Source organism: Streptomyces sp. NPDC017529, from assembly GCF_044329785.1.
GTDB lineage: Bacteria > Actinomycetota > Actinomycetes > Streptomycetales > Streptomycetaceae > Streptomyces.
The window spans coordinates 20,303-45,367 of the sequence record NZ_JBIRJY010000017.1 but is presented as its reverse complement, the minus strand read 5'-3'; the positions used below and the strand labels follow the sequence as shown (position 1 = coordinate 45,367).

Sequence of the window (25,065 nt, the reverse complement as noted above, 5' to 3'; positions counted from 1 at the left end):
GCGTCAGTCGGCAGGCTTTCCGGGTTCCGGCGCGAGGTGAGGGGCCGGCAGACGGCGGACCAGGGGAGCGGCCGCGGCGCCCAGGAGGGCGGCCGAGGTGATGGCGCCGAGCGTGATGCCCCAGGCCACCGGGCCGAGCGGGGTGCAGCCGAAGAACCGGCTGACGCCCGGCGTCTGGATGGCCGCCACCAGTACGGCGGCGGATCCCAGGCCCGCGATCAGCACCTTGCGATCAGGCCCGCCGGTGATCACGGTCTGTGCGAGCTGGGTGCCGACGACCGCCGCGAGCGCGACGGTGCCCGCCCGGCGGCGCCTGCCGGTGAGCCGGGCGGCGCCCCAGGCCAGCGTCGCGCCGAGGGTCGTGGTGAGACCGCGCAGCAGCATCTCGTGGGTGAGCGCGGCGCCCAGCGAACGGTCGGGGCCCTCGCTCAGGAGGCGTTCGCCGCCGTTCCCGGTCGGCTCGCGTACGGCGATGGCCAGCGCCGGTGCCAGGTCGGTGAGCAGGTTGACCAGCATGATCTGCCGGGCGGTCAGGGGCGACCGGCCGGTGAGGGCGGCGGCGAGCACGCTGAAGCTGATCTCGCCGAGGTTGCCGCCGATAAGGATGGCCAGCGCGGCACGGACCGAAGTCCACATCGCGCGGCCCTCCATCAGCGCCGCGATGATCGTCTCCAGCCGGTCGTCGCCGACGACGAGATCGGCGGCCGCGGTGGCCGCCGGGGTGCCCCGGTTGCCCAGCGCGATGCCGATGTCGGCGAGCCGGATGGCGGGGGCGTCGTTGGCGCCGTCGCCCGTCATCGCCACGACCCGGCCGATGCGCTGGTACGCCTGGACGATCCGGACCTTGTGGTGCGGGCTGCACCGGGCGATCACGTCGACCCTGGGCAGCAGCTCGCCCAGCGCGTCGTCGTCCAGCGCGTCCAGGTCCGCCGCGTTGCACACCCGTTGGGAGGCGCCGTTGTTGATGGTGGAGGCGATCGCGTCGGCGGTGGCGGGGTGGTCGCCGGTGAGCATGACGATCTGCACGCCGGCCTCGCGCAGCCGTTCGGCGGCGGGCAGGGCACCGGCCCGTACGGGATCGGAGAGGGTGAGGAAACCGAGGAAGACGAGCCCGTCCACGGCGTCGTCGGTGAGCTGTTCGCCGTCCTTCATGGGCCGTTCGGCGACCGCCAGGACCCGGCGGCCGGCGGCGGCCAGCTCCTCGGCGGTCGCGGTCAGGCGGGCGCGGCCGCGGTCGTCGAGCGGGTGGGTGGCCGCGCCGTCGGTACGGCGCCGGGCGCAGCGGGCCAGGACGTTCTCGGGGGCGCCCTTCACGCTGAGCAGCGCGCCCTGAGCGGCGCGCCCGGCGGTGGCGTGATAGGCCCGGGACGGTTCGAACGGCAGGTCGTCGGCGCGGTGCCAGTGGGGCGCGCCGCCGCGTACGGTGACGCGCTGCCGGCGGGCCCCGGCCGCCACCGCCCGGTCGGTGTGGTGGGCCAGCGGTTCGGCGGAATGCGCCGAAGGGGTGGCGCGCAGGGCCGCGGCGAGGACATTCTTGCGCGCGTCGTCCAGCCGGCCGGCGGGCAGCGCCCGTTCGCCGTCGCTGACCTCCGCGAGTTCCAGCGTCCCTTCGGTGAGGGTGCCGGTCTTGTCGAAGCAGAGCACGTCGGCACGGCCGAGCGCCTCGATCGTACGGGGATTGCGGACCAGGGCCCCGTGCTCGGCGAGGCGGCGAGCGGCGGCCAGTTGGGCCGCGCTGACCAGGAACGGCAGGCCTTCGGGGACCGAGGCGACCGCCAGGTTCACCGCCGAGGCCAGAGTGTGGTGCAGGCGCCTGCCGTGCAGCAGCCCGGCACCGGCCACGGCGGCGGCCGAGCCGAGGGCGATCGGCAGACTCGCCTTGGTCAGGGAGGCCAGCCGCTTCTCCACGCCCACCGTGGGGGCCGCCTGCCGCGCGGTGGCCAGGCTGCGGCCGACCTCGGTGGCCGCGCCCGTGGCGACGACCACGGCTTTGGCCCGGCCGGCGGCCACCGTCGTGCCCTCGTACAGCATCGAGTGCCGGTCCGCGAGCTGCGCCGCCACCACCGGCGCCGGGTCCTTGCCCACCGGCAGGGACTCCCCGGTCAGCGAGGACTCGTCCACCTCCAGGCCCTCGGCCTCCAGCAGGCGGCAGTCGGTCGGCACGACGTCCTCGGGGCCCAGTACGACGACGTCCCCGGAAACGAGGTCACCCGCCGCGACCGGCCGCTCGGCCCCGTCGCGCAGCACCCGCGCGCTGATCGCGGAGCGTGCGAACAACTCCGCCAACGCCCCTTCCGTGCGCACCCGCTGGATGCCGCCGACGAGCGCGGAGGTGCCGGTGATGGCGCCGACGAGCGCGGCGTCGGTGCGCGAGCCGACCGCGGCCGACAGCGCGGCGCCCGCCGCGAGCACGGGAGTGAGGGGATTGGCGAGCTCCTCGACGAACGCGGCCGCGAGGCCGGTGCGCTGCGGGCCGTCCGAGCGCTGCCCGGGAGAGGAACGGGCCTCGGCCTCGCGCGCGGACAGCCCGTCCGGTGTCGCCTTCAGGTGCTCCAACACCCGGGAGGCCGGCATCAGATGCCACGGCGTGCTCTGCGCGGGCGGCACCGGCGGGCGGGCCAGCAACTGCCGGGCGCGCCAGGCGCCGAGGCAGAATGCGGCGGACCCGGCGGTGTGCCCGGCAGCCGAGGCGCGCCGGGTGGCGCGGGACGGGCGGGCCTGCACGGCGGAGATGGCCCCGACGCCGCTGCCGCCCGCGGCCAGCATCGCGCTCTCCCGGTCCACCTGCGCCGCGACGGCCACCGCGTCCACGATGAGCCCGGCCGCGCCCAGGTCCGTGCCGACCAGCAGGTGCGCGCCCCAGGCGGGCGCGTGGCCCTTGCGGTGCACGCCGATGCCGCAGTCGGACGCGCCCAGCGCCCGGCGGTTGCCCGAGACGAGCAGGACCACCGAGCCGTTGCCCTGCAACTCCCGTACGGACGCCACCAGGCGCTTGCCGCCCGGCATGACGGCGTCGGCGAACCCGCACTCCGCCTCTGGCCGGTCGGAGGCGAGCACGATCCGGGCCCCGGCGCGGCGCGCGGCCGCCGCCACGGCCTGGGCACCCGGCGCCGTCTGCGCCACCAGGGCCACCACGGCTCGCAGCCGCCCTTGCTGCGCCAGGCCCAGCAGATGGTCGCAGCCCTTCTGCCGCAACCGCCGCGCGGCGCGTCCCTCCGCGCCGTCGTCCGCCGCTCCCGCCAGGTCCGACAGCGGGCCGAGGGCCCAGCCGTCCGCCGACCGCCGTGTCTCCAATGGCTCGTCGCCCTCGAACAGTTCGAACAGGTGTCCGGTGGTCTCCTCCGGCTCCGCGTCCTCCAACAGCTCCAGGTCGGTCAGTTCGTATCGGTTGCCGCGCAGCGCCGCCTCGTCCAGCACCACGCAGTCCACCTGCCCGAGCCTGCGCAGCACACCCCGGTCCATCGCCACCACGCCCCGCAGGGCCAAGAACCGCCCCAGGCCGGTGGCGAATCCCTCCCGCCCGGCCTCCGGCGCCTTCGGCATGCCGGCCAGCGCCACCGCCAGCCCCCGGCGCGGCCCGGCGAACGGCACCGCCGCCGCCCCCGCCGCGGCCCCCACGCTCAGCGACCGTTCGGTGTACCGGTCCACCGAGTCCTTCGGCGCGGGCACCGGCCGCTCGACCACGATCGGCTCGGCGGCGGCGTCCTGCGGGCCGCGCACCATCCGCGGCTCCACCGCCTCCCAGGTGTTCTTGTACGCGCTCGCCTCCCGCCACTGCGCGACCCGCTGTACGACGTCCAGCATCAACCCGCCGCCCCGTGACGCCACGCCCTGCGCCAGCGCGCTGACGGCCGGCAACAGCGACTCGGCCCGTTCGGGACCGGCCAGCCCCCAGGCCGCCAGTGCGCGCAGCTTCGGGTGGTGCTGCATCATCCCGGCCAGTGACCCGACCTCGGCGGGCAGCGGAGCCCAAGGCGCCAGGCGCATCAGGGTGGCGATGCCCAGCCCAACGGCGTCGGCGGCCAGCCCGGTCAGCGACTGCCGGGTCCGCGGTCCCTCACATGGGTGGTGTGGCTCCTGGCACCACTCACCGTGCTCGTCGCAGGCCGCGCCACCGGCCGAACCCGTGCAACTCGCCTCGGCGCGGGCGACCAGAGCGACCAGTTCCGCCTGCCGGGGCGCCTCCGGCCCGAGGCCCACCACCACCCGTCCGGACGGCCCGTTCACCCGCGCCCACTCCACCCCCTTCTGCTGTTCGAGCACGCGCTCCACACGCCGCGCGATCCGTTCCCCGTCCGCCGTCTGCACCCCCGACACCGCGATGTAACAGCGGCCCGGCCGCGACCACACCGCCCGGCTCGGAACACCCGCCACCTGCCAGGCCAGTTCCACGGCGCCCCGGGCACCCGCCCGTACACCGTCCACCACCGGACCGGGCAACGGCAGCGGCGGCAACGGCACCCGCAGGTCCGACAGACGGGGCATCCGCAGCCCCGTCAGCCCCGGCACGCCTGACAACAGCGACATCGGAGTTCCTCACCTCGAAGGAACCCCCGGCAGAGCGCGCAGGGGCACGGGACGGGTATCCCTCTTGCCGCCGCCCTACACCCGCGCCGCGGCGCTCCAGGCCGATACGCCGCCGCCTGGGTGACACGCTGTCGCCGGAGTGACACGCCGTCGCTTGGGCGGTACGCCGCCGGCCGGGCCCGCCGCCTCCGAACGCGTGTCCGTCCGGCCCGGTACGCCGTTCAGACCACGGTCTCCGACACCCGCCCGCATTGCGCGCACTGCCCCCGGCGGCGGAAGTAGAACGCGAGAGTCGCCGCACCGAGGGCCACGCCCCAAGTCGTCCAGAAGACGCCCGGACCGTTCGTGCCCCACATGGCGGAGTCGAACAGGCGGATGTTCATCAGGCCCGCCGGTATGAGCACCAGGGCCACGGTCGTCGCGGGGACGATCGCCGTCGCCGGGCGGACGGGCTTGCCCGCCTTCCACCACACCCAGCGCGGCCACACCTCGCCCCAGCGGCCGATCAGACCGCGGGTGAGCAGGCCGCCGGCCGTCGACGCCACCGCCAGCCCGAGCCCGATCTCCAGCATGCCCGGGGTGGCCCGCATGTCCGCCAGGAGCGAGTAGTCGGGAAGCAGGAGCGCCAGGACGCACGCCGTCACCCAGCCGAAGCCGAGCAGCCCACCACGGGCTCTGCCCCGCACCCGGCCGCGTGCCATCAGCAGTCCGGCGACCGTGCCGGCCGCGCCGACCGCGGCGATGGCGTAACCCACGACGTCCGGGCTGCTGGGTTCGAGCAGCGAGGCCGACGAGCGGTCGGTGACGGTGGCCGCGAAGGGGTAACCACTGCCGCCGAGCGCCCAGTACAAGCTGGCGGCCCCGTACAGCAGGGACCACAGCGCCGCCAGGCAACCGGCCAGGACGGGCCACCGCGACCACCACCGGGAACCGGAAACAGGGGCGGGAACAGGAGTGGGAGCGGGGGTGGAAACGGGGGCGGTGGTGATCTCCGGCTCGGTCCGCGCCGGCATGGTCGTTCGTCCTCTCTCCCGCCCGGCAGCGGTGCCCGCCGGCGCTGTTCCAGCCTGCTGCCGGACAGACCCTCCGGAACATCTGCCGATCGGCAGAACCGGGCGCGGCCACCGGGCCGCGCCTCTGCCGTACGGCAGAGGTTTCCGCCGTACGACCAGGCCCGGCGCACCGGAGACGGCTTTGTCAGCGCTGCTCGGCGGCTCCGCCGGGAGCGCTGTGGCGCCGGTCGGCCAGGGCGGTGATGCCTGCTGTGGCCGCGGCGGCGAGGTCGGTGATCAGCGCGTCGTCGACGGGCAGGTTGAGGATGTACAGGGCGGAGGCCAGGCAGCCGAGCAGCAGCAGGTGGGCCATCGCGGGATCGACGGTCCCGGCCAGCTCGCGGCGGGTCACGGCCCGTTCGATGATGTCGGCGAAGGCGGCCTGTTCGGCGGCCAGGAAGGTGTCCCGGAACCGTTTGTTCAGCTCGGAATTGACGGCGAGTTCGCTGATCAGGACCGGTGCCAGCTGGCGGGCCTCCGGGGTGGCCATGCGTACGTGGAACGCGCGGACCAGCGCCAGCAGGTCCCCGTGCAACGAGCCGGTGCAGGCCAACGGAGGCAACTGCCGGTCGTACATGGTGGCAGCGAACGCCATCTCGGCCTTGGACGCGTAGCGGCGGTAGATCGCCGCCTTGCCCACCCCGGCGCACGCCGCGACCTGGTCGACGGTCAGCTGCGGGTAGCCGACTTCGTCGATCAGTTCACGCGTGGTCCGGAGGATCTTGTCGTCCACCCGACTGTCCCGGGGGCGTCCGCCCCGTTGCCTTCTCGCCGTCATGGCCGCACTATACGGAACGAGAGTATCGAAACTGCAGTATCGGAACCATGGATTCGGAGAGCACTGGACCCCGCTACGGCTTCGTGACGAGAACGGAGAACTCGGATGATCAAGTGGGCCGGATGGATTTTCACGTTGTGCGGGACCGTACACACGCTCGGCGCCTTGACGGTGGAGAAAGCCGCGCGTCACGCCGGGACGTGGTTCAGCGGCGGACTGTGGCACGAGGACCTCGCCGACATGAGCCCGGCGGGCAGCGCGTACTGGCTGAGCGTGGAGAGCTTCGGCATACCGCTCTTCCTGATCGGCCTGACGGTGCTGTGGCTGGACCGCCGCGGCATCACCCCGCCGACGTTCATCGCCTGGACGCTGGGAGCCTGGACCGCCGTCGGCGCTGTGGTCCTCCCGTTCACGCCCTGGCCGCTCTTCGCGCTCGCGTGCGCCCTGCTGCTGATCGGAGCCCGTCGCGCCCGCCGCGACAACCCCGCGCCCAAGACCGGGCTTCCACGAGCGTGAACACAGGCCGTACGGGAGGACGCGGCCCCGACTCCCTACCGGAACAGGCGCCGCGCAACGTGTGCGCATGACGTACCCAGAAGCAAGGGCCGGTGCCGCCGGGGGAGACGCTCCCCGGCGGCACCTTGGCAGAGACGTGCTCGGGCAAGCCGGGTCAGTCGCCCGTGTCGGTGGCCCAGATGGGGTTTCCGTTGTGATAGATCACCACGTTGCCGTCGTCCTGTACGGAGAGCGTGGCGCCGGGGCGGCCGTTGGTGTTGCTCGCCCAGACCGGCTTGTCGTTCTCGGTGTAGACCACGAGGTTGCCGTCGTCCTGGAATATCGCGTAGCCGCCGTCCGGCACGGTGTCCGCCGACCACACCGCCTTGCTGATGCTGTCCTTGTAGAGGACGAAGTTGCCGTCTTCCTGGAGACGCAGCAGCGCCCGGCCGTTGCCCGACGTCCATGCCTGGTTCCGGTAGATCCGGGCCTGCGGTGTGTCCGGTGAGATCGAATTGTTGCTCATACTCCGTCGCCTCCTTGGGGCGGTATGCGGAGAAGCCCCCGACCGACTGCGACGCTAGCCGCGGCGCCGGGGGGAGTTGGAGGGGGAATTCCGCCGCGCCGCATGATGGCGTGATCCGGGTCGTGACGACTCGAACGAACTTCGGGGTGGGGGAAGCCGTCGTTCCCCCTGGTGCCCGTGCGCAGCTGGAGGTAGGAGGTAAGGGGGCTGCGCGGCAGACCGGGAGGACCCGGCCGGCGCGCGGTGTGAGGGGGCGTCATGACCACTCCGGCGGCACTGCGCTTGCTGCGCGGCAGCGATCTGCTCGACCTGTCGTTCGGCTTCTCCGGGCTGAAAGCCGAGGGCTCCGCGGGAAACAGACGGCTGGTGCGCGCCGACCCGGCGGCGGACGGCCTGATCACCGTCACCTTCGGGCCGCAGCACACGGTGGAGCAGGCCTTCAGCGACGAAGTCCCGGGCGAGTCCCGTGACCTGCCCGTGGGCGCCCTGATCAGCGGCCGGACCGTGCTGGTCTTCGAGGTCGGCCCCGAGGACGCGGTGCCCTTCTCCGAAGGCGGGCTGCTCGAAGCGATGCGCCGGCTGCCCCTGCGTGTCGTGGACGCGGCCCGCGAGCCGGACGCGCCGCCCCCGGCGCTTCGGCCGCCGCCCGCCGTACCGGGCAGCGGCCAGGACGCCGCCGCCCGTGCCATGACCCTGGTACGGCTGGTGTCCACGACGGCAGAACTGGCCACCCGCCACGGCCTGCGGACGTCGCTCGCCGCGGCGCAGGCGGCGGGCGCGGAGCTCGAAGGACCGGAGCCCGGGGCGGCTCCCGGCGCCGCCGCCGCGGCCGGCCCGCAGGACCCGTTCGCCGACCCGGACCGCCCGCGCACCGGCGTCGAACTGCCGTACCGGCTGTACCTGTCGCCCTCGCAGAAGGGCCGGTGGATCCACCGGGGCGAGCTGCCGCCACCGGAACCGGGCGCCCGCGTCGAGCTGTGGCATACCCGGCTCGACGGCGGCACCGTCCGCGCGGTGTGGAACCGGGAGCGCGGCGGCGACCCCGGCGCTCCCTACGCGTTCCGGCAGGCGCTGGAGCCGGACGACCGCCGCGACATCGTCGACCTCACCACCGGAGCCGGCCTCCTCAAGCCGGACGGCACGCCGTACGTCCCCGCGCCGGTCGCCGTACGGCTGCTGATGCTGTCGGCCGCCGGCGGCTGGCTGGACGGCCTCGGCACCTGGCCGGAGCGCCCGCGGGGCGTCTCGCTCTCCGAATGGCGCCACCGGGCCGCCATGGGCCGTGACCAGTACGTCCGGGTGATGCGGGAAGGGTTCCTGTGTCCCTTCGGGCACAAGGCGGTGTACGTCCGCGTCACCGAGCGCAAGTTCGACGACCACCGTGGCGCGTACCTCGTCCAGCGCGAGTTCGTCGTCGTACGGCAGCCGTTGAGGACGTACGACCCGAAGGTGCCGCTGCCGTCCGGCACCGACCCGGCGAGCGACCTGGCGAACGTGCTGTTCCCGTTCACGAGCGTGCGGCTCGACACCCTGGAGACACCGAACCTCGTCCCGCCCGCCGACCGGAGGAAGTTCTTCCCCGCGACGCCCGCCGAGAAGCCGTTCCACTTCAAGGTCACCGCGGTCGACCACGGCGGGAACACGGTGGAGTTCCGTACGCCCCTGCTCTTTCTCGACGAGACCCTGGCCTCCGGGGCCGGCCTCGCCGCCGCCGTCGCCGAGTACAACGCGCTGGACACGAACCCGCCGACGGCCGCCGCCACGGCCGCCGCGGTGGAAGCCCCCGTGGCGGCCAGCGCCGAACTCCTCGGCCAGTCGGTGGCCCTCGCGCCCACCCTCAGGCCCGACGACACCCGGCTCGACGTCGCCCGGATGGTGTGGGGCATGGCGGCGCCGCCCGCCCTGGCCGACCCGGCGCCGGGCGACCCGGCCGTCTCGAAGGACGCGCAGTTCCTGCCGCAACTGCGCTGGGCGCAGGCCACCGTGCCCGCCGTCGGCCGGCTCGGCGGCGCGGACGCCACCGTGCCCGTCGCCTACGCGAAGCGGTACGCGCTGTCCGGCTTCGACACGGTCGGCGGGCCGGTCCGCAAGGCCAACGCGGGGCAGGTTTTCCTGAGCCTGCTGACGCCCGCCGACGCGCCGCTGCGGATGGACTTCGGCGACCAGCGCGACCGGTCCGGCGGGCTCACCGCGCCGAGCATGCTGGTGTCGGGCCTGTCGCGGCTGACCGGGCCGGTGTCCGGCGTCCCGGTGCCCGGCGGGCAGGACCCGCTCGACGCCATCGCGAACGGCACCTTCAAACCCGAGGAGTTCTTCCGCCCGCTGGACTCCCTGGACGAGATCGGCCCGAGCCTGCTGGGCGTGGTACCGCTGGCCGAGGTGATCAAGGGGGTGGACAGCCTGAGCCAGGCCCTGAAGGTGCCGAACTTCTTCACCGAGACCGTCAGCGCGGTCACCGGCTTCCTCTCCGACCTCGGCCGGGCCCGGCAGCTGCTCGCCCGCGAACTCGACCGATACCCGCCCGCCGCCCGCCAGGTCGCCGACACGGCCGAGAAGCTCGTCACCGTCGTCGGCGACTTCGTCGCCCAGGGCCTCTCCGGGCGCACCGGGCCGATCACGATGCGGCAGGTCGACGACGCCTTCAACGCCTTCGCCGCCGCCCTGGCCAACCTGCTGGACACCCTCCCCGCCGACACGGACCCGGGCGTACGCGCCCTGCTGACCCGGGCCCGGCAGCAGGTGGCGACCTGGACCACGGCCGCCGGAGAGGTCGTCGCGCTGCGCGACGCCGTACAGCAGGCCGCCACGGGCTTCCGCCTCCCCGAGACCGTCAACGCGCGCCTGGAATGGAACCCGGAGATCCAGCCCGTCCTCCTGGACGGCTCCCCGGTCTTCCTGCCGGACGCGGACGGACGGCTGTCCCTCGTCGTCGACCTGCGCGGATCCCTGCGCCGCGACCTCGCCGTAGGCGCCGACATCAGCTGCAGCCTGGAGAACTTCTCCCTGGTCCTGGTGCCGAAGTTCACCGCCCTCCGACTGCGCTTCAAACACGTGCGCTTCGTCGCGCGCGCCGGACGGAAACCCGAGATCGACGTCGTCCTCAAGGGCGTCGACTTCATCGGCCCGCTCTCCTTCGTGCAGACGCTGCGCCGGCTCATCCCCGTGGACGGCTTCAGCGATCCGCCGGGCATCCAGGTCACGCCCTCGGGCATCGTCGCCCGCTACGGGCTGCCGCTGCCGAGCCTGGCCATCGGCGTGTTCAGCCTGGAGAACCTGCGGCTGGACGCCTATCTCGACCTGCCCTTCATCGGCAGGTCGCTGGAGGTCGGCTTCTCCTTCTGCAGCCGCCAGGCCCCCTTCCGGCTCACCGTCTCGATGCTGGGCGGCGGCGGCTTCTTCGGCATCGTCCTGACACCCCACCGGGTGGCCGTACTGGAGGCCGCGCTCGAATTCGGCGCCGCCGTCTCCCTCGACTTCGGGGTCGCCAGCGGCAGCCTGTCCGTCATGGCGGGTATCTACTTCCGCCTGGAACTCGCCACCGGCGAGTCCCGGCTGACCGGCTACTTCCGGGCCCGCGGCGAAGTCGACGTCCTCGGCATCGTCTCCGCCTCCGTCGAGATCTACCTCGACCTCACCTTCGACACCGCGACCGAGACCGTCTACGGGCGGGCCAGGATCTCCGTCAGCGTGCACATCGGCTTCTGGTCGCAGTCGGTCACCATCGAGTGCGAGAAGCGCTTCGTGGGCGCCGGACGCTCCTCCGCCGCGCTCGCCGGGGCCACCGCCGAGCCGTCGCCGCGCAGCGCCACCTTCGCCGAGATGATGGCGCCCTACACCGACCCCGTCACCGGCGCCCCGCGCGACCCCGTCACCGAGTACTGCACCGCCTTCGCGGAAGTGAGCTGAGCCATGCCCGAGACGATCCGCTGGACCGTACTGCCCGACGGCCCGGCCGCCGACGGCAGGCTCCGGCTGACCGTGCTGGTCAGCCCCCGCCTCACCGGCGGCACCCGCCTGGGCGCCTTCCGCGGGTTCGAGGACTGGCCGCGGACCCTGCGTACGTACGCGCCCGCGCTCCAGGTGGAGTTCCTGGCACCCGGCGCCACCGGCCCCGGCGTCGTCGTGCCCACCACGGCGCAGACCGGGCGCTTCCCGCCGGCCGACAGCCCGCTGTGGACCGAACTGTTCAAGCCCGACACGGTGGTACGGGCGCCCGTAGGCGCCTTCGCCGCCGCCGAGCAGCCGCCGGCCCTGCGCTCGTACCCCGCCGGAGCCGTCCGCGACCAGGTCACGGCGCTGTACGAGGCGGCGGTGACCGCCACGGCGGCGCGCCGCGCGTTCCCGGACACCGGCGGCGAGGAGAACGGCGCGGCCCTGGGCGCCGGTGCCGCCGCGGCACAGGGCCCGCCCCCCACCTGGGACCACCCCCAAGGAAGCGACCTCCGGGCCGTCCTGACCCAGACCATCAGGACCTTCTCCCGCCGGGTGGAGGGGAGTTACTCGCGGCTCGACGACCTCATCGCCCGCCCACCGGGACAGCGGCAGGGCGCCGCCGCCGAACCGAACCCGTACCGCCCCCGGCACATCGACCGCGCCGCCCGCGCGTACCAGGACGACGGCGCGCTGCTCGGCCTCGCCGAGATGTACCGGTTCTACGACCGCGCACCGAGGGCGGCGGCCCCGGATGCCGCCGAACCCCCGCTGTCAGAACCGGACTTCGACTTCCACACCGCGTGCGCCCTCCTCGCGGACTACCCCGAACTCCTGCGCCGCTTCGGCCTCGCGCTCGACCTGCTGGTCACACCCCCGCCCGGACTGGCCGACCGGTGGCAGGCGCGCGTCACCTTCGCGGCGCCCCAAGGGCAGCTGAACGACGACGAGAAGCTGCGGCCCTGGACGGCCCTGCGTCATGTCCCCGGCCGGCGCTTCGAACCGTACGCCGCCGACGACGGCTTCCACGGCCACCGGATGCTCAAGCTGGGCGCCGACGAGGTCCACACCGTCGACCTCGACCTGGACGGCGCGGCGATGAAGTTCGTCGAGTTCTCCCGCGTCATCGACCAGTACCTGAGCGGGACGAGCGAACCCGGCGCGGCCGTCGCCGCCGACCCCACCGCGCTGCCGGCGCTGCAGGGCGCGGGTCTGACCGTCGTCCACGACAACCGCGACCAGGCCCTGGCCGACCAGATGGAGGCCGACGCGCGGCACACCGCCGGCGTCGGCCCCGACGGCAGGCCCGCCACCGCCGCGGTCCTGGACGCCGCCCACCTCGTCCGGGGCCTGCGCGTCGACGTCGGCGTCGTGGACGCCACGACCGGCCGCGTCGCCGCGTGGTATCCGCTGTGCGCCCGCACCGGCACGTACGCCATCCGGCGGCCGGGCGCACCGCCACTACCCCTCGCCGCCGCGCCCGACGAGGGCCACGTCAAGGCGACCGCCGTCACCCGCGACCGCACGGCCGACCGGCAGCTCTACGTCCACCAGGCGCTCTTCGGCTGGCACGGCTGGAGCCTGGCCGCGCCACCGCCCGGGCGGACCGTCGGCGCCGACGACCGGTCGCGGGTGCCCGACCCCGGGATCTCGGCCCGCTTCCCGCTCTCCGCCGCGTTCCGGCCGACGCCCGGCACCCTGCCCGCCCTCAGGTACGGCCGTACCTACCGGCTGCGCGCCCGCCTGGTCGACCTCGCGGGCAACAGCCTCGGCCCCGGTGCCCCCGCCGTGGAGGGGACCGCCACCGAACCGCTCACCTACGCCCGGTGGGAGCCCGTGCCGCCGCCCGTGATCGTCCCGCGGTGGCCCTTCCTGGAAGGCGAGTCGGAACCGCACCTGGTCATCCGCAGCACCGTCGAGGACTCCGGGCGCCCGCTCTCGCCCCGGGAATGGGCCGCCCTGCGCAACCCGCAGGTCCCCGACCACGAGGAGGAGTCGCCCGCCGACGGGCTCGACCGCCGTTACCGGGCCTTCGACGAACGGCACATCAGCCCGCCCAAGAGCGCCCTCCAGATGGCCGAGCAGCACGGCATGTACGACGGCGTCTTCGGGCCCGGCAAGCCGGACGCGCTGCGGCGCCAGTACTTCGCCGCGGCGTCCCGCGAGGCGGGCAGCTATCTCGACACCGTGGTCAGCCTCCCGGAAGACCCCCGTGTCACCCGCGACCTCAAGGCCGCCGGGGAGATCCACGTCGCCAAGCACAGCCCGCGCGACACCTCACCGCTGACCGAACTGCCCGTGGCGCGCGGCAGCGGCCTGCACACGGGCGAGTACGTCGTCCACGACGCGGGCCAACTGCTGCTCCCCTACCTGCCCGACGTCCTCGCCCGCGGCGTCTCGCTGCACGGCCTGCCGGGCACCGGCGCCGACCCCCACCGCACGTACGACTTCACCGGAACCTGGCCCCAGGCCAGGCCGCTGCGGCTGCGCATCGTCGAAGGGGACCGCCCGCCCGACCCGCCGGTGGGCGGCGTGCTGACCGTGTACGTGCCCAAGGCCGAGGCCGTGACCGTACGGATGAGCTGCCGGATCGCCGAGGCGGACCTCGGTCTGTTCCGCGTGTGGCAGCTGCTGACCGGTTCCGCGCTGTGGCACGACCCGGTGCGCATGACCCCGGACAAGCAGCGCGAACTCACGGCGGCGTCGGCGGCCGGCGAGAACTGGATGATCACCCCGTGGACGGAACTCACCCTCGTCCACGCCGTCGAGAAGCCGCTGGAACCACCGGCCCTGGCGGACCTGCGCTTCGAACGGACGGCGGGGGAGACCTCCGCGCGCGTCACCGGCACGCTGTCCCTGCACGCCAAGAGCACCGGCCGCATCGACATCGACGCCACCTGGGAGGAGTGGCTCGACGACGTCAAGGAAGCCGCGCCGCGCCGGGTCACCGGCTACGACCACGTGGGCGACCTCACCCCCGACCCCCGCCGGAACACCCGCACGTTCGGCGACGTACGGCACGAGTTCCGCGACACCCGCCACCGCAACGTCACCTACACGCCGACCGCGACGACCCGCTTCCGCGAGTACTTCCACCCGGCGATCACCGACCGGACCGAACTGATCACCCGCAAGGGGCCCGCCGCCACCGGGCCCGCCGGGCGGGGCTGGCCGGTCCCGGCCACCCGCCGCCCCGAACCACCCGAGGTCAGCCACGTCGTGCCCACCTTCACCTGGGAACGCACGGTGGACACCGCGGCGCACCAGGTCACCAGGGTCCGGCGGGCCGCGGGCATCCGCGTCTACCTCCGCCGCCCGTGGTTCAGCTCCGGCGACGACGAACTCCTCGCCGTCGTCCTGGACCCGGGCAGCACACTGCCGGCCGAACTCGTCACCCGCTGCGGCATCGACCCCGTGTGGGCGGACGACTCCGTCCTGCCGCGCCTGCGCGCCGCCAACTTCCCCAACGCCGCCGCCACGGCCACCGGCCGCGTCCTGGCCGAAACCGTCGGCGGGGCGCCCGCGACGGTCTCGGTCGCGGCCTTCGCGCCCGAGTACGACGAGCGGCTGGGCCTGTGGGCCTGCGACATCGACGTGGACCTCGGCGACCTCGCCGACAGCCCCGCCTACTTCCCGTACCTGCGGGCCGCCCTCGCCCGTTACCAGCCGTACGCCGTGGATCCCCTCCACCTGTCGAAGGTGGTCACCGCCGAGTTCGTCCAGCTGATGCCCGACCGCACGGTCACCGCCGCCGTGACGGCCGGCGGCCGGATCAGGGTCGAGCTGAGCGGCCCGGCCGCGGCCAACGACGTCGGGGAGTTCACCGGCCCCGGACAGGAGGGGATGGCGGCGAGCCGCCGCGTCGTCGCGACCGTGCAGCAGCGCAGCCGCTCCGCCGGCGAGCTGGACTGGGCGGCGGCCGCCGCCACGACCGAACTGACCTGCACGGCACGCGGCACCGGCTTCGTCTGGACGGGGGAACTGACGCCGCCGCCCGGACAGTTCCCCTTCCCCTCTCCCCACCGGCTGCTCGTCGAGGAGAACGAGACGTACTTCACCGACCGGACCACGGCGACCGGCACCGTCACCGCCAACGGGACCACGCGGCCGGTCGCCCGGCGGCTGGTGCACGCCGACTACTTCGGCCTGACGACGACGGTGCTGGGGCAGATCGTGCTGGACGAGGAGTGAACGCGGGCCCGCGCACCGGGCCCGGCGTGGTCACCTCCCCATGGCGAAGCGCAGCAGGCTCTCCTGGTCGCCCTGCTTGACCGTGCCGCGCTCGTTGATGACCTCCAGCTTCCACGAGGCACCGGCGCGGAATGCCTTCGCGACGGCGATCGCGTTGCCGGAACCGAGCAGCGACGGCCAGATGTCGGCGACCTGCGCGGTGCTGCCGCCCGTGCTGTCGTACACCTTGAAGGAGACGTTCGCGGCCTTCGCGAAGTCGCTGCCCTTCTTGAACGCGGCGCAGACGAAGACGATGGAGGTCACCTGGGCGGGGACCTTGTCGAAGGTGACCTCGATCAGCTCGTCGTCGCCGTCACCGCGGCCGGTCTGGTTGTCGCCCGTGGTCGTGACCGCGCCGTTTTGCAGCGGGTCGGTCACGTCCAGCCCGGCGAACCGGACCGGGTCGTCGCCGTTCAGGAGGATGGCGAACGCGTCCAGGTCGGTGCCGCGGGCCTTCTTCAGCTTCCCCATGAAACCGCCGCTGGTACCGCTGGTGGCGTCCCACGAGGCGCCGATGCCCATCTTCGTCACGCCGTCCAGGTCGGCGGCTCCGTGCTCCTTGGTCAGGGTCAGGACGGAGGGCGTGGCGGGGGTGGGGGTCGTCATGGTGTGCGCCTTTCGATAACTGCTGGACAGGTACATCCAAAAAGATCTTTACATAGCGCAACGTAAGGCGACTCGTCCTGGTTCCTGCATCGGCTGTTCGAAAATCTCGCGACCCGGAGTGTGAGCCGCGAAAGCGTGGACAGAAGAGCGTCAGTGCTTCGGAACAGCAGGCACCCTTTCCAGAGGGGCCAGTCTGCCGTTTTCCGGTGAGTGGCCACTCAGCTGCCTGCGAACCGCCCACCCGCGTCTAAGGAGAGCCGGCGATGGCCACCACCACAATCGCGCGTCCCCACGGGCGCCGTGCCAACGACCCCGACACCACCGAGGAGCTCCGGCTGCTGGTCACGCTGCCGGACGGGCCCCGCAAGGAACGACTGCGCCACCGCGTGATCACTGCCTGGCTGCCGCTGGCGCACCGTCAGGCGGTCCGGCTGCGCGAGCGCGGGGAGCAGCTGGACGACCTCAAGCAGGTTGCCGCCCTCGGCCTGGTCAAGGCGGTCGACCGCTTCGACCCCGAGCGCGCCGACGCGTTCGAACAGTTCGCCATCCCCACCATCACCGGCGAGCTCAAGCGCCATTTCCGCGACCACACCTGGGACGTGCACGTGCCCCGGCGTACCCAGGAGCTGCGCAACAAGGTACGCAAGTCCGTGCGTGAACTGAGCACGACCCTGGACGGGCGGTCGCCGACCGTGGCGCAGATCGCCGCGCACGCCCGCCTGCCCGAGGAGGACGTCCTGCTCGGGCTGGAGGCGCTGGAGACCTACCGGTCCCTGTCGCTGGACGTGGCCCTGGACCGCAGCGGCGACAACGACGACTACACGCTGATGGACACCCTCGGTTCGGCCGACGGCCGCTTCGGGCTCATAGAAGACCGGGAAGCGGTCAAGCCCGCCCTGGCCAAGCTCCCCGAGCGCGAACGCCGCATCCTCTACCTGCGGTTCTTCAAGGACATGACGCAGAGCGCCATCGCCACCGAGCTGGGCCTCTCCCAGATGCACGTCTCCCGCCTGATCAGCCGTGCCCTGGCCCGCGTCCGCGCCGAGGTCACCCGCCACCAGGACGAGGGCTACCAGGCCGCGGCCTGAGCCCGGGGCGGGGCGGCCGGTCCGCCCCGACGGCGGTGACCCGAGCGCCCCGGCCATGCGCCATGGCGCGGCCCTTCGTACCGGGGGCCGGTACGAAGGGCCGCGCTTCACGGCAGCCGTGGGCCGCTCGGGAACGTGCGGCCGGGTGGCGAGTGGTCAGCGCACCCAGTGCCGGTAGTGGTGCTTGTGAGCCTGGAGGTCCTTGTGCTTCGCATGCCACGAGGCGTCGGCCTCGTGGTAGGTGACGGACCCGCCCACGTTGAGGCCTTCGTAGTGGACGGCCGCGTGGTGGCTGGAAGCGTGCTTGTGCAGGTGCTTGTGCCAGCCGTCCGCGGGGGCGGCCGAGGCGGGAGTGGCGGCCATGAAGCCGGCAGCGCTGATACCGACGAGGGCTATCGCTATGCGACGCATGTTCTCTCTCCTAAGGGAGGGGTTGTTGAGACGAGCCTCACCCGGACGGAGGCGGCCCGCACGCGGAGAACCGGCGAACGGGTTGCTCCCGCCTGTTACGAAGGCCCGCCCACGCTGAGGCCCGGCCCCTCCGGCCGGTCGTCCCGGTCGTGCGGTTTGAGCTCGATCTCGATGCGATGGGTGCTCTCGCGCGAGAGCGACCCGCCGGCCTCGGCGGTGACCACACCGATCCGCAGGCCGCCCCTGCCGGTGCCCTCGCGGCGGACCTGCACGGCGAACTCGACGCTGACCCGCTCCACCAGGAACCGCAGCCTGCTCTCCTCGCCGTCCCGCTGTGCCGCCTCCAGCTCCTCGCGGATGCGGCCGATCACGTCGGCCAGGCCGGCGGTCTCCGCCCCCTCGTGCCCGCTCCGCCCGTCGTTCGCGCCCATCGCGGCCCTCCCGCCCCACGGCGGGAGCTTTTGACAGTCCCCGCGGCTATCGTTCAGAAGTATGAGGGAGCTCGGGGGAACTTCCAACTACCACCCGGACGAAGGTGGTTGGCGGGTCCGGCTGTTCCAGGGGGAGCGCCGTGGGGCCACGCCGCTCGGTGCGGGGGTGCTGCTGCGGGACGGGCTGGTGCTCACGTGTGCCCACGTCGTGCTGGCCGGACGCCGGCCCGCCGCGGGCGGCGAGGGGCGTACCGACCGGCCCACGCCCCTGGAGGAGGTGTACGCCGAATTCCCCGGTGCCCGTGACGAGGTGCCCGGCCCGCTGCGGGCAGAGGTGATCACCCACCGGCTGCGGCCGCCGACCTCGCGCTTCAGCGCGGACATCGCGCTGCTGAGGCTGGCGGAGCAGCCACCGGTGGAACCCGCCGTGCTGCACCGGCAGATCCCGGCGCGCAACGAGCGGGTGCACACCGTCGGTTACCCGCGCGAACTGCCGGGCGGCGAGCACATCACCGCCCGGCTCATGGGCAGGGGCGGCCCCGGCCACTACCCCGAATGGGTGCAGCTCGACCCGGAGTCGGCGCCGTACGTGGTCCGGCACGGCTTCAGCGGGAGCGGGGTGGTGCACAGCCGCACGGGCGGCGTCATCGGCATCCTCGTGTACCAGTACGGCACGGAACGGGTGCCGGTCCCCCTCAGCCACGCCTACATGATCCCCACCGAGACGATCCTGGGATACCTGGCCGACGAGAGGTTCAGGATCCAGGCCACCGGCGCCCGCGCGGTGTCGGGGTCCATCCGGATCGAGCCCGGCGTAACCGGCACCGACCGGGCCCTCGGACTGCGCCGCTGGATCGCCCGCTGGCTCGGCGACGGGAGCCCGGCGGCAGGCACCGGCACGGGCCGGGAGACGGACCGGTGGCCGAGTGCGACGGCGCAGCCGGACGGCGGCCGGAGTCCGTCGGGCCCGGGGCACGGCCGCCCTGGCGGCGTCGCGGAACCCGTGGAGCTGGCCTTCGTGGCCGACCACGACCACGAGGCCCGCTCCGTGCTGCACGCCTCGCTCGTCCTCGCGGACCGCGAGCGCAACCCGTGGCCGCTGCGGCGCGGCGAGGCGTCGGAGCCGCAGGCCGGCTCGATCGACATCGCCCTGGACGCGACGGGCTGGACGGCCGCGCGGCTCGTCCACCGCACCGCGGCCCGGGCCGGCCTGGCCGACCGCGACGCGCCGGACACCGGCACCACCGCGTTACTGGAGCGGATCGCCGCGCAGGCACCGCCCCTGTCCGCCGCCTTCCTCTCCGTCGACCGGGCCCGCTCCGCCGACGAGCCGGTCCTGCGTCTCCTGCGCGCTCTGCTGGCGCCGGGCCACAGCCGGCTGCTGCTCGTCTTCCACGACCCCCGCTCGCCGCTGTTGGCACGCGTCGTCGGCGAACTGCTCGACCCCTGGTGGGCCAGCCGCCACGAGGCCGCCATCGCCGCGCGGCTGACCGTCCTCGCCGGCCTGGAAGAGCAGCGCCGCCGGCTGCGGGGCACGCGGCCGGGACCGGGCGCCGACGAGGAGCACATACCGGTGTCCCGCCGCCTCGCCGAGCGGCTGGCCGCGCTGCGCCAAGGCGGCGTCCTGCGCAACGGCACGGACACCGCGTACCGCCTCTTCCACATCGGTATCGCCGTGGAGGACGCCTTGCAGCGTCTCCGCCTGCCCTGTTCCCCGCGGGGGTACGTGGTGCTCCCGCCGGGCGACGGGCTGACCGAACTTCCGCACGTCACCGTCGGCGACCCGGACGCTCTCGCCGAAGCGGGGGCCGCCTCCTGGGCGCGCCCCGGCCTCGTGCGCGGCCAGGTACTGCACCAGCAGTACCGGGTCGTCGGCCGCCTCGGCCAGGGCAGCTACGGGCAGGTGTACCTCGCCCGCGACCGGATGCTCGACGACCGCCCGGTGGCCCTCAAAGGAGTGCACGACCCCGGCAACCGGATCGCTCGCGAGGACGCCCTGAAAGAGCGTCTGCGCCTGGTCAGCCTCAATCACCCGTCGATCATCAAGGTCTTCAACTACGCCGAACTGCCGGGCCCTTCCGACAGCAACCTCGCCTTCATCGTGATGGAGTTCGCCGACGGCGCGCCTCTGCGGTGGGTCGCCGACCGGATCGCGCGGCGGGCCGAGCCCTTCCACGACCACCGGGTGCACGAGTTCGTCGCCGTCTACGGGCTGCGCATCCTGGACGCGCTCACCTACCTCCACGAGGAGCGGCGGCTCGTCTACGGCGACCTGTCCCTGACGAACGTGATGCACTGCGCCGCGAGCATCAAACTGATCGACGTGGCCGGCGTACGGCCGGCCGGTACCGCGGGCCCCGTCACCTACCCGGCCCCCGAGCTGCGCAGATCCGCCGCCATGACCGTTTCCGGCGACCTGTACGCCGTCGGCACCGTCCTACGGGAGCTGGTCGAACGGGCCCCCGAAGAGCCCCCGGGGCTCGGGACGACGTCGCTGCGGCTGGTGCTCGACCGCGCCACGGCGCCGCGTCCGGAAACGCGCTTCGCCGACGCCAGGGAGATGTCCGTCCAACTGCGCGGAGTGCTCAGGGAACTGCGGTCACTGCGGCTCGGCGAGGAGGCCGCCTTCGAGCCCTCGCCGCTCTTCGCCCCCGCGCACGCGGCCCTCGACGGCGAACTCGGCAAGGCACCGCCGCTGGACCAGTGGCTCGAAGGCGGCAGCCGAAAGCGCAGGCTGACGGCCCGGCCGCCGGCCCCCGCCGAGGTCGCGCTGGGCCTGCCGGTGCCCAGGCCGGACGTCGCCGACGGCAACTGGACGGAGCTGCACCGCACCTCGTACGACGACCCGGCCGGACTGCTTCAGCTCAGCGAGGCGTGGAAGGAGTCACCCGAACAAGCACTGCTGCGCTGCCGCCTCCACCTGGAGATCGCGCGCGACCACCCGGGGACGGCCGCCGAGGAGTGGGCCGCCGCCGAACGCGAACTGGCCCGGGCCCGGGCCGCCGTCGGCGAACCCGCCGCGTACGACTGGCGGCTGCACTGGCACCAGGGCCTGCTGCACCTCGTCCACGGCCGGCTGACGGCGGCCCTGGACTGCTTCGGCCTGGTCTACGCCGCGATCCCCGGCGAGTACGCGCCGAAACTGGCCCTCGGCTACTGTCACGAGGTCCTCGGGTCGCCGAAGGAGGCCGTGGCCCTGTACGGCGCGGTGTGGCACCGCAACCACGCCCTCGGCAGCGCCGCCTTCGGCCTGGCCCGCATCCACCTGGCCGGTGCCAAGCCGCAGCTCGCCCTCGACTGCCTGGAAGCCGTCCCCGCCGACTCGCGGCACCGCACCGCCGCCAGGACCGCCATGGTCCGCATCCTCGCGGACCCGCCCCCCGACGGCGGCCCGCCGACGGTCGCCGCCGCCCGGCAGGCATGGGTGGCCCTGCACCGGCTCACGAAGAAGGAGGGCCTGACCGACCGGCACGCCCAGGAGCGGCTCTGCACCGACCTGCACGAACTGCTGCTCCTGCTGGTCACGGCGACGCGGGGCGGAGCGTCTGGCGCACCGGGCACCGACCCGCTCGGCGTCCTGTGCGCGGAACTCGCCGAACTGCCCGAGAAGATCTCCGTCGCGCGCACCGAGCACGCGCTGCGCGAGAAGCTCGCGGCCTGCTACCGGCGGCTCGTCGAACAGGTGCCGTCCGCCGCGCCGCCCGGAAACGGAGGCCTGGCCGAAACCCTGCTCGACAACGCCTTCCGTACCCGTCCCATCGACTGGCGCCACCGCCGCGACGACCACCGCCCGCCGTGGTTCCGCCGCTGGTTCCACGTCCGGCTGCCGGAAGAGGTCTACCAGCCGTACGAGGACACCACGGCCGGAGGTGCGTGATGGCGGGCCCTCGCCCGGCGGTGGGCCGGACGCTCTGGCGCTGGGCCTCGGGCCGGCTGCCGAGAGACCGGGGGAAGCACACAGGGTGGTTCCTGCTCAGCCGCATGCTGCTGCTACCCGCCGTCGCGTTCGCGGTGCTCGCCCTCGCGGGGACGGCGTACTTCGACGTGCACGGCCGTACGGAGGAACTGCGCGACCGCTACGCCCCCACTCTGGTCGACCTGGCCCATGCCCGGGTGGCGCTGACGCTCGCGCAACAGGAAGCCGAACAGCGGCTCGGCGCTGGCAGTGGCGAACCGCTGCGGCAGACCGGTCTCGTCGGGCTCGGCGAAAGGTACCCCGCCCTGCTGACCGAGGCGTCACAGAGCCTCAACAACACCGTGCAGGCCGGCGCTCTCGACACGGCACAGGAACAGGAGGTCCGCGTGCTGTCGGGCCTGGTGGTCGCCTACGACGACTGGGTCAACTGGGCCAACAGCCATCACACCAGCAGACCCCTGCGCAAGGCCGGCATGGATTACGCCAAGGGCCTGCTGAGCACCGGCGGCACCGCCGTACTCGCCCGCATCGACGTCCTCGCGGCAGAGCTGCGCACCTCGGCGGCCGCGCTGGCGGACCGGCGCGCCGTGTTCAGCGGTACGGCGTCGGCGGCGCTGCTCGGCGCGCTGGTCTTCGCCTTCGTCGTCGCCGGCACGCTCGACTTCGTCCGGGGCCGGCTGCGGGTGCGCAGCCACCTCCTGTCGGTGTGCGCGCTGCCCGTGCTGTTGCTGCTCGCGGTACCGGCGATCGGCGTCACCGTGGAGCACCGGGCACAGGACGCGGTGAAGGAGGCGGCCGAGCGGCTGGGGCGGAGAGCGGTGCCCCGCCCGGCCGGCCCCGAAGAGAACGCGCGGGGCGGACCGGGCGCCGCCGTCGACAAGGAGGACGCCCGGCTCACCCGGAAGCTGGACGCCACGCATCCGGACGCGTGGGCGACGGCTTGCACGCTGGCCCTGGCCCTCGGCGCGGCGGGCGCCGTGGGCTGCGGCGTCATGCTCTTCCACTACGGCCGCGAGTACCTGGAGATCCAATGGAAGCGCAAGTGAGGCGCGCGCGTCGCCGGCTCCGTCCCGTACTGGCCTGCTGCCTGCTCGCCACGGCCGCTCTGCTGCCGGCCGGGTGCTCGTCCGAGGAGTCCGCGACGCTGGTCGTCCTGGGCCCGTGGACCAAGGCCGAACAGACTCCGTTCGTGGCGGCGCTCGAAAAGATCAGCAAACGCACGGGAGACCACTACGTGTACCAGGGCACCCGCTCCCTGCGTGAGACCCTGTCCGCCCAGCTGCGGACGGAGACGCCACCGGACGTGGCGATCCTCAACGGCCTCGGTGAGCTGTCCGAGTACGCGCGCCAGGGCGACGCCCAGCCGTTGACGGACAGCGTGGCCGCATCGGCGATCGGCCCGTGGGCACAGCGGATCACCCTTCCAGACGAGCATGGCCGGCCCCAGCAGCACTCGTACGGAGTACCGTTGCGGGTGGACCTCAAGAGCATCGTCTGGAGCCGCCCCGGCGACCTCAAGGCGGCCGAGAACCCGAAGTGGTGCCTGGGCATGGCATCGGAGGCGACGTCCGGCTGGCCGGGCACGGACTGGGTCGAGGACCTGCTGCTCCAGAAGTACGGCTGGGCCGTGTACGAGCAGTGGGCCACCGGTGAGTTGTCGTGGCGCAGCGCGCCGGTGAAGCGGGCGTGGCAGGCATGGCGGGACGTGCTCGCGAAGGACGGCCCGAAGGCCGGCGAAGCCGCGCTCTCCACCTCCTTCGAATACCTGGGCCGCGGCCGCTACGGGCTGCTGAACAGCGGCACGTGCACTCTCGAACACCAGGGCTCCTTCATCCGCCGCCACTACGGCGACGACGTCGAACCGGCCCCCACCACCAGGTTCGTCCCCGGCCTGCCGGCCGGCAGCAAGACGTTCGAGGTCTCCGGCGACATGGCGGCCGTCTTCCGGCCGGGCGACGCGGCGTGGAAGCTGATGCGGGAGCTGTCCTCGCCCGCGGCCCGCCAGGAGTGGGCCGCGGCGGCGCGGCCGACGGAGCGCCCCTTCTTCGCCGACGGCACCACGGGCGAGGGGTGGCTCGCAGCGAGCACGAAGGCGGTCCGGGACCTGTTCCGATCCGCCGACCGGATCTGCTTCGACGCGTCCGACGCCATGCCGTCGACCCTCCGGGGCGCCTTCCAGCGGGCCGTACTGGAATTCCTGGAGGACCCGCAGGACGGCCGGCTGCTCGAAGGACTGCTGGAACAACTGGAGGCGGAACGGCAGGTGCAGCGGCGGGCCGGGGCGTTCCTCCTGGACCGCCTGTGCGGCGAGCTCGGCGGCTGAGGGCCGGCCGTGCCGGCCGGACCGGCACCCTCCGAGTGATCCACATCACGCTCCGCGCCGGTCCCGGTGCGGCAGGGCCCGCGTTTTCTCCGTACCATTCAGGTGTTTGCCGAGGGAAATGGTGCGGTCAGTGCAGGAGCGGGCGGTCAAGACGCGGGAGGCCATCCTCCGGGCGGCTTCCGAAGTGTTCGACGAGTACGGGTTCAGTGGCGCGAGCGTCAGCAAGATCATGAAGCGGGCCGGGGTCACCCAGGGCGGGATGTACTTCCACTTCCCGTCCAAGGAGGCGCTGGCGCACGCCGTGATGATCGAACAGGGCAACGGGCTGGAGCTGCCGCCCGGCGAGGACGGCCTGCAGCGGCTGGTCGACATCACGCTGTACCTCGCCGGCGAACTGCAGACCAACCCGGCGCTGCGGGCCGGTGTCCGGCTCGCGATCGAGCAGGGCGAGTTCGGCGTCCAGGACGACGCCCCGTACCAGTACTGGGTCCAGGAGTTCGCCGGGCAGCTGCACGCCGCGCGTGAGAAGGGCGAACTGCTGCCGGACGTGGACGTGGACGACCTGGCCTGGGTGCTGGTCAGCTCCTACTCCGGCACCCAGCTGCTGTCCCAGATCTCCACCGGGCGGGCCGACCTGCACCAGCGGGTGACCACCCTGTGGCGCTACCTGCTGCCGGGCGTCGCCGCCCCCGCCGTCAGGCCCCTGGTGACCTTCGGGGAACAGCGGGGCGGGACCGCGGCGTGAGCCGGCG

The 25,065-nt window shown here is 73.5% G+C and carries 15 protein-coding genes; 8 read left to right on the top strand and 7 right to left on the bottom strand.

Annotation, left to right across the window (positions count from 1 at the left end; all coding sequences use genetic code 11):
- Nucleotides 1–3 precede the first annotated feature (3 nt).
- From ACH4K4_RS30605 to ACH4K4_RS30595, 3 genes are all read right to left on the bottom strand, one after another.
- Entirely contained in the window at nucleotides 4–4,527 is a 4,524-nt protein-coding gene (locus tag ACH4K4_RS30605) for an HAD-IC family P-type ATPase (protein WP_398171738.1), read from the bottom strand.
- Between the two features lie 221 nt (nucleotides 4,528–4,748).
- Nucleotides 4,749–5,540: a hypothetical protein gene (locus ACH4K4_RS30600; RefSeq protein WP_398171737.1), complete on the bottom strand. Its 792-nt coding sequence runs from the start codon at nucleotides 5,538–5,540 to the stop codon at nucleotides 4,749–4,751.
- Between the two features lie 184 nt (nucleotides 5,541–5,724).
- Entirely contained in the window at nucleotides 5,725–6,312 is a 588-nt protein-coding gene (locus ACH4K4_RS30595) for a TetR/AcrR family transcriptional regulator (protein ID WP_398171736.1), read from the bottom strand.
- Nucleotides 6,313–6,522: 210 nt separating this feature from the next.
- Between ACH4K4_RS30595 and ACH4K4_RS30590 the strand changes: the two genes are divergently transcribed.
- Nucleotides 6,523–6,873, top strand: coding sequence for a hypothetical protein (locus tag ACH4K4_RS30590; RefSeq protein WP_398171735.1), 351 nt, complete (start codon nucleotides 6,523–6,525; stop codon nucleotides 6,871–6,873).
- A gap of 154 nt (nucleotides 6,874–7,027) precedes the next feature.
- Here the strand turns inward: ACH4K4_RS30590 and ACH4K4_RS30585 are convergent, their stop codons facing one another.
- On the bottom strand, nucleotides 7,028–7,378 hold the full coding sequence (locus ACH4K4_RS30585) for a hypothetical protein (protein ID WP_398171734.1): 351 nt from the start codon (nucleotides 7,376–7,378) through the stop codon (nucleotides 7,028–7,030).
- 258 nt (nucleotides 7,379–7,636) lie between these two features.
- Here ACH4K4_RS30585 and ACH4K4_RS30580 point away from each other — a divergent pair, with 258 nt between their 5' ends.
- Together ACH4K4_RS30580 and ACH4K4_RS30575 are read left to right on the top strand one after the other, a co-directional pair.
- Nucleotides 7,637–11,284 carry a hypothetical protein gene (locus ACH4K4_RS30580; protein WP_398171733.1) on the top strand — a complete coding sequence of 1,216 codons (3,648 nt, stop codon included), beginning with the start codon at nucleotides 7,637–7,639 and terminating at the stop codon, nucleotides 11,282–11,284.
- 3 nt (nucleotides 11,285–11,287) lie between these two features.
- Nucleotides 11,288–15,499 carry a hypothetical protein gene (locus ACH4K4_RS30575; RefSeq protein ID WP_398171732.1) on the top strand — a complete coding sequence of 1,404 codons (4,212 nt, stop codon included), beginning with the start codon at nucleotides 11,288–11,290 and terminating at the stop codon, nucleotides 15,497–15,499.
- Nucleotides 15,500–15,529: 30 nt separating this feature from the next.
- On the opposite strand, the gene ACH4K4_RS30570 is transcribed toward ACH4K4_RS30575, so the two are convergent.
- Nucleotides 15,530–16,144: a TerD family protein gene (locus tag ACH4K4_RS30570; RefSeq protein ID WP_398171731.1), complete on the bottom strand. Its 615-nt coding sequence runs from the start codon at nucleotides 16,142–16,144 to the stop codon at nucleotides 15,530–15,532.
- Between the two features lie 263 nt (nucleotides 16,145–16,407).
- On the opposite strand from ACH4K4_RS30570, the gene ACH4K4_RS30565 reads away from it, so the two are divergent.
- Nucleotides 16,408–17,232 carry a SigB/SigF/SigG family RNA polymerase sigma factor gene (locus ACH4K4_RS30565; RefSeq protein WP_398171730.1) on the top strand — a complete coding sequence of 275 codons (825 nt, stop codon included), beginning with the start codon at nucleotides 16,408–16,410 and terminating at the stop codon, nucleotides 17,230–17,232.
- Between the two features lie 156 nt (nucleotides 17,233–17,388).
- On the opposite strand, the gene ACH4K4_RS30560 is transcribed toward ACH4K4_RS30565, so the two are convergent.
- Both ACH4K4_RS30560 and ACH4K4_RS30555 read right to left on the bottom strand, forming a co-directional pair.
- Nucleotides 17,389–17,643 carry a hypothetical protein gene (locus ACH4K4_RS30560; RefSeq protein WP_398171729.1) on the bottom strand — a complete coding sequence of 85 codons (255 nt, stop codon included), beginning with the start codon at nucleotides 17,641–17,643 and terminating at the stop codon, nucleotides 17,389–17,391.
- 95 nt (nucleotides 17,644–17,738) lie between these two features.
- A complete protein-coding gene (locus ACH4K4_RS30555; protein ID WP_398171728.1) occupies nucleotides 17,739–18,074 on the bottom strand; it encodes a trypco2 family protein in 336 nt (111 codons plus the stop codon).
- Nucleotides 18,075–18,135: 61 nt separating this feature from the next.
- On the opposite strand from ACH4K4_RS30555, the gene ACH4K4_RS30550 reads away from it, so the two are divergent.
- From ACH4K4_RS30550 to ACH4K4_RS30535, 4 genes are all read left to right on the top strand, one after another.
- Nucleotides 18,136–21,951 (top strand): tetratricopeptide repeat protein, encoded by a 3,816-nt coding sequence (locus ACH4K4_RS30550; RefSeq protein ID WP_398171727.1) that lies wholly within the window; start codon nucleotides 18,136–18,138, stop codon nucleotides 21,949–21,951.
- 104 nt (nucleotides 21,952–22,055) lie between these two features.
- Nucleotides 22,056–23,036 carry a hypothetical protein gene (locus tag ACH4K4_RS30545; RefSeq protein ID WP_398171726.1) on the top strand — a complete coding sequence of 327 codons (981 nt, stop codon included), beginning with the start codon at nucleotides 22,056–22,058 and terminating at the stop codon, nucleotides 23,034–23,036.
- Nucleotides 23,033–24,313: an extracellular solute-binding protein gene (locus tag ACH4K4_RS30540; RefSeq protein WP_398171725.1), complete on the top strand. Its 1,281-nt coding sequence runs from the start codon at nucleotides 23,033–23,035 to the stop codon at nucleotides 24,311–24,313. The genes ACH4K4_RS30545 and ACH4K4_RS30540 overlap by 4 nt, the downstream gene beginning before the upstream one ends.
- 118 nt (nucleotides 24,314–24,431) lie before the next feature.
- Entirely contained in the window at nucleotides 24,432–25,058 is a 627-nt protein-coding gene (locus tag ACH4K4_RS30535) for a ScbR family autoregulator-binding transcription factor (RefSeq protein WP_398171724.1), read from the top strand.
- Nucleotides 25,059–25,065: the final 7 nt, after the last annotated feature.

Excerpts from the sequence above, each read along its gene's own strand:
- ACH4K4_RS30565 (WP_398171730.1), top strand. The coding sequence starts at position 16,408 with ATGGCCACCACCACAATCGCGCGTCCCCACGGGCGCCGTGCCAACGAC.
- ACH4K4_RS30555 (WP_398171728.1), bottom strand. The coding sequence starts at position 18,074 with ATGGGCGCGAACGACGGGCGGAGCGGGCACGAGGGGGCGGAGACCGCC.
- ACH4K4_RS30605 (WP_398171738.1), bottom strand. The coding sequence starts at position 4,527 with ATGTCGCTGTTGTCAGGCGTGCCGGGGCTGACGGGGCTGCGGATGCCC.
- ACH4K4_RS30550 (WP_398171727.1), top strand. The coding sequence starts at position 18,136 with ATGAGGGAGCTCGGGGGAACTTCCAACTACCACCCGGACGAAGGTGGT.
- ACH4K4_RS30560 (WP_398171729.1), bottom strand. The coding sequence starts at position 17,643 with ATGCGTCGCATAGCGATAGCCCTCGTCGGTATCAGCGCTGCCGGCTTC.
- ACH4K4_RS30585 (WP_398171734.1), bottom strand. The coding sequence starts at position 7,378 with ATGAGCAACAATTCGATCTCACCGGACACACCGCAGGCCCGGATCTAC.
- ACH4K4_RS30545 (WP_398171726.1), top strand. The coding sequence starts at position 22,056 with ATGCTGCTGCTACCCGCCGTCGCGTTCGCGGTGCTCGCCCTCGCGGGG.
- ACH4K4_RS30575 (WP_398171732.1), top strand. The coding sequence starts at position 11,288 with ATGCCCGAGACGATCCGCTGGACCGTACTGCCCGACGGCCCGGCCGCC.
- ACH4K4_RS30535 (WP_398171724.1), top strand. The coding sequence starts at position 24,432 with ATGGTGCGGTCAGTGCAGGAGCGGGCGGTCAAGACGCGGGAGGCCATC.
- ACH4K4_RS30600 (WP_398171737.1), bottom strand. The coding sequence starts at position 5,540 with ATGCCGGCGCGGACCGAGCCGGAGATCACCACCGCCCCCGTTTCCACC.
- ACH4K4_RS30580 (WP_398171733.1), top strand. The coding sequence starts at position 7,637 with ATGACCACTCCGGCGGCACTGCGCTTGCTGCGCGGCAGCGATCTGCTC.
- ACH4K4_RS30570 (WP_398171731.1), bottom strand. The coding sequence starts at position 16,144 with ATGACGACCCCCACCCCCGCCACGCCCTCCGTCCTGACCCTGACCAAG.